Source organism: Arthrobacter sp. 05L45_2 (genome assembly GCF_056397525.1).
The window spans coordinates 1-8330 of sequence record NZ_JBFTNO010000143.1 but is presented as its reverse complement, the minus strand read 5'-3'; the positions used below and the strand labels follow the sequence as shown (position 1 = coordinate 8330).

At 67.9% G+C, this 8330-nt stretch carries 8 protein-coding genes; 7 read left to right on the top strand and 1 reads right to left on the bottom strand.

Annotated elements, in window-relative coordinates; all coding sequences use genetic code 11:
• The coding region (locus AC1DHD_RS11475) for an SDR family NAD(P)-dependent oxidoreductase (protein ID WP_476879836.1) at window positions 1-395 on the bottom strand (395 nt) is incomplete at its 3' end.
• A gap of 48 nt (window positions 396-443) precedes the next feature.
• On the opposite strand from AC1DHD_RS11475, the gene coaD reads away from it, so the two are divergent.
• From coaD to AC1DHD_RS11440, 7 genes are all read left to right on the top strand, one after another.
• Window positions 444-944, top strand: a complete 501-nt coding sequence (gene coaD, locus AC1DHD_RS11470) for a pantetheine-phosphate adenylyltransferase (RefSeq protein ID WP_476879835.1) — start codon at window positions 444-446, stop codon at window positions 942-944.
• Between the two features lie 174 nt (window positions 945-1118).
• Window positions 1119-1643, top strand: coding sequence for a YceD family protein (locus AC1DHD_RS11465; RefSeq protein WP_146337283.1), 525 nt, complete (start codon window positions 1119-1121; stop codon window positions 1641-1643).
• A 36-nt stretch (window positions 1644-1679) separates the two neighbouring features.
• Complete coding sequence (rpmF, locus tag AC1DHD_RS11460; protein ID WP_056738282.1) at window positions 1680-1883, top strand: 50S ribosomal protein L32; 204 nt, start codon at window positions 1680-1682, stop codon at window positions 1881-1883.
• A gap of 21 nt (window positions 1884-1904) precedes the next feature.
• Window positions 1905-2615 (top strand): ribonuclease III, encoded by a 711-nt coding sequence (gene rnc / locus AC1DHD_RS11455; protein ID WP_476879834.1) that lies wholly within the window; start codon window positions 1905-1907, stop codon window positions 2613-2615.
• An 8-nt stretch (window positions 2616-2623) separates the two neighbouring features.
• On the top strand, window positions 2624-3583 hold the full coding sequence (gene mutM / locus AC1DHD_RS11450) for a bifunctional DNA-formamidopyrimidine glycosylase/DNA-(apurinic or apyrimidinic site) lyase (RefSeq protein ID WP_476879833.1): 960 nt from the start codon (window positions 2624-2626) through the stop codon (window positions 3581-3583).
• A gap of 206 nt (window positions 3584-3789) precedes the next feature.
• A complete protein-coding gene (gene smc, locus AC1DHD_RS11445) occupies window positions 3790-7389 on the top strand; it encodes a chromosome segregation protein SMC (RefSeq protein ID WP_476879832.1) in 3600 nt (1199 codons plus the stop codon).
• A 77-nt stretch (window positions 7390-7466) separates the two neighbouring features.
• Window positions 7467-8330: signal recognition particle receptor subunit alpha (locus AC1DHD_RS11440; RefSeq protein WP_476879831.1), on the top strand; the 864-nt coding region annotated here is incomplete at its 3' end.

The following is an 8330-nucleotide window of genomic DNA, read 5'->3' as shown; positions in this document are numbered from 1 at the left end:
ACGTACATCGGGGCGAGCGCGTTGATGTCCATGGTCAGGGCGATGTCACGCTCTGGGTCGTGCTCCCAGAAGAGGGCGCCCCGCACAATCCCGGCGTTGTTGACCAGCAGCGTCAGCGGGCCCTCGGACGCTGCCTCGGCGGCGGCCTCCATAATGGACTCCCGGCTGGCCAGGTCCACACGACGGACGACGGCGCGCGCCCCCAGCGCGGTGACCTCGCCGGCCGTGCTGGCCAAGCCGTCGGCGTCGACGTCCCAGAGAACCACGACGGCGGCCCCCTCCCGGGTGGCGCGCAGGGCGTACAGGCGGCCCATGCCCATGGCGGCACCGGTCACGAGGACCACGCCTCCCGAGACAGTGAAGGGCGCGGAAGGAGAATTCCCGGAAGCTGACATTCCGCCATGCTATCCCGGCCCGCAAGTCCCATGCGGTAGGTTCGGAGCATGAGACGCGCTGTATGCCCTGGCTCCTTTGACCCTATTCACAACGGCCACCTGGAAGTCATCGCCCGGGCGGCCAGCCTCTTTGACGAGGTCATTGTGGCCGTGTCCACGAACTACGCCAAGAAGTACCGGTTCGGCCTCGAAGAGCGCCTCGACATGGCGCGGGAGACCCTGGCGTCCCTGCGTGGAATCGTGGTCGAACCCGTGGGGGAGGGCCTCCTTGCGGAGTACTGCCGGCAGCGCGGGGCATCGGCGATCGTCAAGGGCCTTCGCTCGTCCTCGGACTTCGACTACGAACTGCCGATGGCCACCATGAACCGGCAGCTCACCGGCGTTGAGACCGTGTTCATCCCGGCCGAGGGCCACTACCTGCACCTGTCCTCCACGCTGATCAAGGAAGTCTTCACCCTTGGCGGTGATGTCTCGGAGTTCGTGCCGAAGTCAGTACTGAAACGCCTCCGGACCGGCGAGCCGGGCCAGGATCCGTCCCGCAGAGGGTAAGCTTGATCGGTACTCGGCGGCCTGCTGCCGGGAACGCGGCCCCCGCCGGGCCGGATCGTGGCGCCGAAACGCGCCCTGCCGCCCGGTTTGAGTCCGTCCGGAAGTTCAGGCTAAGATGGTACGTCGGTCATATGTTCAACAGGAGTTCTCATTAAACGAGATGCTAGTTCGCCCCTGGCGTTCGACGTCAAGGACCTCGGACGCAGTCCGGGAAGCATGCGGACACTGACGGAACATGTACCCGCACCAAGTGACCTTGGTGTGGCGCTCATTGGTGTGCAGGAAGGCTCGGATGTCGAGCTGGATCTGCGCCTGGAGGCCGTACACGAAGGAATTCTGGTATCAGGTACCGCGAACGTCGAAGTAACCGGCGAATGCGGTCGATGCCTGGATCCCCTTGCGTATGACCTTGAGGTCAATGTGCAAGAACTTTTCTTCTACGGGGATGCTGAATTCCCGGATGAGGAAGACGAACAAGAGCAACGTCGAGTCGAGCACGATCTGATCGATCTTGAGCCGGTGTTGCGGGACGCAGTTGTTACCATGCTGCCGTTCCAGCCGGTGTGCCGGGAAGACTGCCAGGGCCTTTGCTCCGAATGCGGAGTACGCCTGGAAGACGAGCCGGGGCACCACCACGAGGTCGTAGATCCTCGCTGGGCTGCCCTAGCTGATCTGGCTAAGCCTGACCGGCAAAACTGATTTGTAAGTGTTGGACTAGAGAGAAATGAGTTAGCCGTGGCTGTTCCCAAGCGGAAAATGTCTCGCTCGAATACCCGCGCCCGCCGCTCCCAGTGGAAGGCAACCGCCCCCCACCTGGTGAAGACCGTGGAAAACGGACAGGTTGTTTACAGCCTGCCGCACCAGGCAAAGGTCGTTACCGACTCGGCTGGCACCGCGCTGTTCCTTGAGTACAAGGGCCGCAAGGTCGCAGACGTCTAATCCGCCAACAGGCTGACTAAGATGTCTTCAACTGAAGAGCTTCTGAAGCGTCTCGGTGTCACTATTGACGCCGGGACGCTTCGTCTTGCTCTGACACACCGTTCCTACGCCTACGAAAACGGCGGCATCCCCACCAACGAACGGCTTGAGTTCCTGGGTGACTCCATCCTAGGCTTTTCCGTCACCGACGCCCTGTACCGCGACAACCCTGATCTGCCGGAGGGGGAACTGGCCAAGCGCCGGTCCGCCGTCGTCAGCACCAAGGCGCTTGCCGGCGTCGGCCGCAGCATCGGCCTGGGGGAGTACATCTACCTGGGCCAGGGCGAGAAGCTGACCGAAGGCAAGAACAAGGCCTCCATCCTCGCGGACACCATGGAAGCGCTCATCGGCGCGACCTACCTGTCCAACGGACTGGAGACTGCACGCCAGCTGGTCATGCGGCTTGTTGGGCCGCTGCTCAAGGACGCCGCTGCCCTCGGTGCCGGCACCGACTGGAAGACCAGCATCCAGGAGCTCGCGGCCAGCCGTCAGCTCGGCACGATCAACTACGCGGTGGAGGGCTCCGGCCCGGACCACGCGCGGTCGTTCGAAGCCATCCTGCGGATCGGCGGCAACGACTACGGCACCGGCTCGGGTAACTCCAAAAAGGAAGCCGAGCAGGAAGCCGCGGCCGACGCCTGGCGCCGTCTCTCGGCACCCGAGCCCGCCGCGCAGTCCCAGACCGGCAGCTAGGTCCTTCAGTGCCTGAACTGCCTGAGGTGGAGGTGGTCCGGCGCGGCCTGGTCAACTGGGTGCGCGGCCGGACCATCACTTCCGTCGAGGTGCTGGATCCCCGCTCGATTCGCCGGCACGCCCTCGGCACCGAGGACTTCGCCGGCAACCTCGACGGGGCACGGGTGCTGGACGTGGTCCGGCGCGGCAAATTCTTGTGGCTCCCGCTCTCCGACAAGCCTGACGCTGCCGGAGGCACTGAGCCCGCGCCGTCGGTGGCCCTGATGGCCCACCTCGGTATGTCCGGGCAGCTCCTGATGCAGGACGCGGCCGTCGCGGACGAGAAGCACCTGAAGGTCCGGCTGCGGCTGAGCCCGGCGACGGGCATGCCCGAACAACTCCGCTTCGTCGACCAGCGGATCTTCGGCGGCCTGTTCCTCACCACCCTCATCCCCACCGCGGACGGCGGCCCGGGCGGCCTCGCGGAGACACCGCTGCCGTTGATCGCCGAAGAGGCCTCACATATCGCCCGGGACCCGCTGGACCCGCGGTTCTCTTTCGACGAGTTCTTCCGACGCCTCCGGGCCCGCCGCACCGGCCTCAAGCGGGCCCTGCTGGACCAAGGGCTCATCTCCGGGATCGGCAACATCTACGCGGACGAGGCCCTCTGGCTCGCAAAACTCCACTATGCGAGGCCCACCGACACCCTCCGGCGTTCCGAAGCGCACCGGGTGCTCGACGCCGCCCGCCAGGTCATGACTGATGCCCTCGCCGCCGGGGGCACCAGCTTCGACTCCCTGTACGTCAACGTCAATGGCGCCTCCGGCTACTTTGAACGCTCACTCAACGCCTACGGGCGCGAAGGACAGGAATGCCGGCGCTGCGCCGGGAACGGAATCGTCAGCGTGATGAAGCGGGAACAATTTATGAACCGTTCCTCCTACACCTGCCCCGTCTGCCAGCCGCGACCACGGAACGGCCGCTGGTAGCGCGCACGTCCGCGAACCAGGGCACCGCACTCCTCCCACCCCGTCGATTGCTCCTTAAGTCCCGTGTGAGGCCTCAAATGGGCAGTTACGGAGCAGCGGATGCCGGAAGGGGCCCCGGGAGCCCAAATCCGCGGGATTCCGCCAAGCCACAGTAGATTTAGGGTAGGAAACCCCGCCATGCCGCCATCCAGGAGACCCGGAACACTTTGCACCTCAAAAGCCTGACCGTCCGCGGATTCAAGTCGTTCGCCTCCGCGACGACGTTTGAATTCGAACCCGGCGTCACCGCCGTGGTGGGTCCCAACGGCTCCGGCAAGTCCAACGTGGTGGACGCACTGTCCTGGGTGATGGGCGAACAGGGCGCCAAGACACTGCGCGGCGGCAAGATGGAGGACGTCATCTTCGCCGGCACCTCGGGGCGGCCCCCGCTGGGCAGGGCCCACGTCTCGCTGACCATCGATAACAGCGACGGCGCCCTGCCGATCGACTACAGCGAAGTCACCATTTCCCGCACCCTTTTCCGCACCGGCGGCTCGGAATACGCCATCAACGGGGTCGGTTGCCGGCTGCTGGACATCCAGGAGCTGCTCTCCGATTCCGGGCTGGGCCGGGAAATGCACGTGATTGTCGGGCAGGGCCAGCTGGACAAGGTCCTGCACGCCACCCCCGAGGACCGCCGCGGCTTCATCGAGGAAGCCGCCGGCATCCTCAAGCACCGGCGCCGCAAGGAAAAGACGGTCCGCAAGCTCGAAGCCATGCAGGCCAACCTCGCCCGGCTCAGCGACCTCACCGGGGAAATCCGCCGTCAGCTCACGCCGCTGGGCAAACAGGCCGAGGTGGCCCGCCGGGCCCAGACCGTCCAGTTTGAGGTCCGGGATGCCCGGTCCCGGCTTCTCGCCGACGAACTCGTCCAGCTTCAGGCGGTCCTTGACCAGGACGTCGCGGACGAGACTGCGCTCAAAGCCCGACGCGGCGTTGTCGAAAAGGAACTCGACAGCGGACGCCAGCGGCAGGCGGCCCTCGAACAGCTCGCGGCCGAGGCTACCCCTAAGCTCAATGCCGCCCGCGACAACTGGTACCAGCTCTCCTCCGGCCGCGAACGGCTGCGATCCCTCGGATCTCTCGCAGAGGAACGCCGCAGGCTCCTCGGGGCCTCCGACGAGGCGCCGGACACGGGCCGCGATCCCGAGCAACTCGACAAGCAAGCCGCAAGGGTCAGGGCGGAACAGGCCGTGCTGGAGCAACAGATCGAGCAGAAGGGCCACGCCCTGGAGGCCGCCACTGCCGCCAAGCAGGAGGCTGAAAGCGCCTCCGCGGCGGAAGACAAGCGCCTCGCCACACTGCTCCGGGCCGCAGCGGACCGGCGCGAGGGCCTGGCCCGGCTGGCCGGGCAGGTGGGAGCCGCGCGGTCCAGGGTGGAGTCGGCGCAGGCGGAACTCGGCCGGCTCCGGGAGTCCCAAAGCGCCGGCGAGGAACGGCGCAGGGTTGCCCAGAGCGAATTCACCGCCCTCGAATCGCAGGTTGCCGGGGTCGAGGACGGCGAGGAAACGCTTGACGCCGAATACGAAGCAGCCAGCGAGGCCCTCGACGCCGTCATCGCCGACATCGACGCCCTCAAAGCGGCCGAACGCGACGGCGAACGGGAACGCGACGCGCTGGTTGCCCGGCGGGACGCCCTCCAACTTGGCTTGAACCGAAAAGACGGCTCCGGACACGTGCTGGCCGCCGGGCTGCCGGGGGTGCTGGGCGCTCTCGCCGGCATGCTGACGGTGGAGCCGGGCTACGAGGCCGCCGTCGCGGCGGCGCTGGGCGGCTGCTCGGACGCTGTGGTGGTCGACGACCCCTCCGCGGCCTCAGCGGCCGTGCAGCTGCTGAAGGACGACGACGCGGGGCGCGCCTCGCTGCTGCTCGCCGTCACGGACCTCCAGCCGGCCGTGGAGCCCGACGGCGATCTTCCCGCCGGTGCCCGCTGGGCGGCCTCACTCGTCACCCCGGTCGGTGACGCGCAGCCGGGTGCCGCCGGTCTTCCGCTGGGGCTCCTGCTGAATGGCGCCGTCGTCGTCGAGGACCTCGACGCGGCCGCCCGCCTGGTCGCCGCCCGGCCGGAACTGACCGCGGTGACCCGGACCGGAGATGTCTTTACGTCCCTGAGCGTCACCGGCGGCTCGGCCACGGCGCCGTCGCTGCTGGAAGTCCAGGCCGCCGTCGACGAGGCCTCGGCACGGCTCGCCGACGTCACGGCAGGGCTGGAACGGAACCGCTTCGCCCTGTCCGCCGCCGAGTCGCGACGCGCCGCAGCGCAGGAGCGGGCCGACACCGCGCTGGACAAGCTGCATGACTCGGACGCCCGGCTTGCCGCCGTGGCCGAGCGGCTTGGCCACCTGAACTCGGTGTTGCGCAGTGCCGTCGGCGAAAGCGACCGCCTCGCGGCGTCCCTGGCGCGCGCCGAGGCGAACATCCTCAGCGAGCAGGAGACGCTGGCCGCCGTTGCCGCGCGGCTGGCTGCCGCCCAGGAAGCACCCACGGAGGACGAACCGTCGTCGGAACACCGCGACGCCCTGGCCCTGGCCGCCTCGGCAGCGCGCTCTGCCGAGATGGAGGCCCGGCTCACCCTGCGCAGCGCCGAGGAACAGCTGACCGCAACCCGGAACCGCGCGACGTCGCTGGAACGCGCGGCCGCCACCGAACGGCGCGCCCGCGAGGAGGCCGCCGAACGCGCCCGCCGCCGCCGGCTCCAGGCCGCCCGCGCCGCCGCCGTAGCCGCCGCCGTCGGGCAGGTGACCGGCTTCGTGGACGTATCCGTGGAACTGGCCCGCCGCGAACGGGACAGCGCCGAGGAGCGCCGCGAGCAGATGGAACGCGAACTCGCCGAGGTCCGTACCGGCAACGACGCCCTGGCCCGTGAACTGGCCGAGCTGACCGACTCGGTGCACCGGGACGAACTGGCCCGCGCACAGCAGCGCCTCCGCATCGAGGCCCTCGAACTGCGCAGCGTCGAGGAATTGGGCCTGACCGCGGACCAGCTCGTGGCCGACTTCGGCCCGGACAAGCCGGTCCCCGTGCCGGCAGGGGAGACCGGTGACAAGTGGGCCGCGCTCCGGGCCGCCGTGGACGACGACGGGCAGGAGATCGTCGAGGGCAAGCCCTTCGTCCGCGAGGAGCAGGAGAAACGGCTCCGCAAGGCAGAACGCGACCTCTCCGCCCTGGGCCGGGTGAACCCGCTCGCGCTCGAGGAATTCGCGGCCCTGGAAGAACGGCACCAGTTCCTCAGCACCCAACTGGAGGACCTCAAGTCCAGCCGCAAGGACCTGCTGGACATCATCAAGGAAGTCGACGACCGGGTGCAGAAGGTGTTCGCCGAGGCGTTCGAAGACACCGCGGCGCAATTCGTCAGGGTCTTCGCCCGGCTCTTCCCCGGCGGCGAAGGGCGGCTGGTCCTGACCGACCCGACGGACATGCTGACCACCGGCATTGAAGTGGAGGCCCGTCCCGCGGGCAAGAAGATCAAGCGGCTTTCGCTGCTCTCCGGCGGTGAACGCTCCCTGACGGCGGTTGCGCTGCTGGTGGCGATCTTCAAGGCCCGGCCCTCGCCGTTCTACGTGATGGACGAGGTGGAAGCAGCCCTGGACGACACCAACCTCGGCCGGCTGATCACCATCTTCGAGGAACTGCGCGAGTCCAGCCAGCTGATTGTCATCACACACCAAAAACGCACCATGGAGGTAGCGGACGCGCTCTACGGCGTCACCATGCGCGGCGACGGCGTATCTACCGTCATCAGCCAGCGCCTCGGGGCCGACGTCTGAGCTCCTCCCGCGGGGCCGCGTTACTGGTGCGGCAGCGCTGCCCGCGGGGCATTTGGGGATTGTGAGAAGCTAGGGGAGTGAACGACATCCTCCCTATTGTCCTGCCCATCCTCGTTGCCCTGGTGGTCCTCGGCGCGCTGATTCCGGTGCTCATGAAGACCCGGAAGAACACCACCAACTACCCGTCGCAGCGCGACGCGAACGACCCCGTGCAGGGTGGCGGCGGCACGCTGCTGGAGGACCGCCCGGCGCCGTCCAGCGGCACAACAGTCCAGGATGACGTCGACGGCCTCGGGACCGTCGAGGTGCCTGACGACGTCGCGGGCCTTGAAACGGTCCCGGTCGAGACCCCGCTGCCGGTGGCGGGCCGCCTGACCCGGCTGCGTGAGCGGCTGGTCAAGTCCAACAACATCCTGGGCAAGGGACTGCTCGCCCTGCTGTCGGCAGACAAGATCGATGAGAACGTCTGGGACGAGGTCGAGGAAACCCTCCTGCTGGCGGACCTGGGCACCGAACCGACCATGCAGCTGGTGGACGCGCTCCGCGAACGCGTCAAGGTGATCGGAACGCGCTCACCCGAGCACGTCAAGGAGCTCCTGCGGGAGGAACTGGTCAAGCTCGTGGACCCGACCATGGACCGCAGCCTGAACGTCGAACGCCACGCTGACAAGCCGGCCGTGATGATGGTGGTGGGCGTCAACGGCGTCGGCAAGACCACCACGGTGGGCAAGCTGGCCCGCGTGCTCGTCGCCGAGGACAAGGACGTTATGCTCGGTGCCGCCGACACCTTCCGCGCCGCCGCGGCCGAACAGCTCGCTACCTGGGGCCAGCGCGTCGGCGTCCCCACGGTCAAGTCCGACGTCGATGGCGCGGACCCGGCCTCCGTCGCCTACGAGGCCGTCAAGGCGGGCATTGACCAGGAAGTCGACGTCGTAATGATC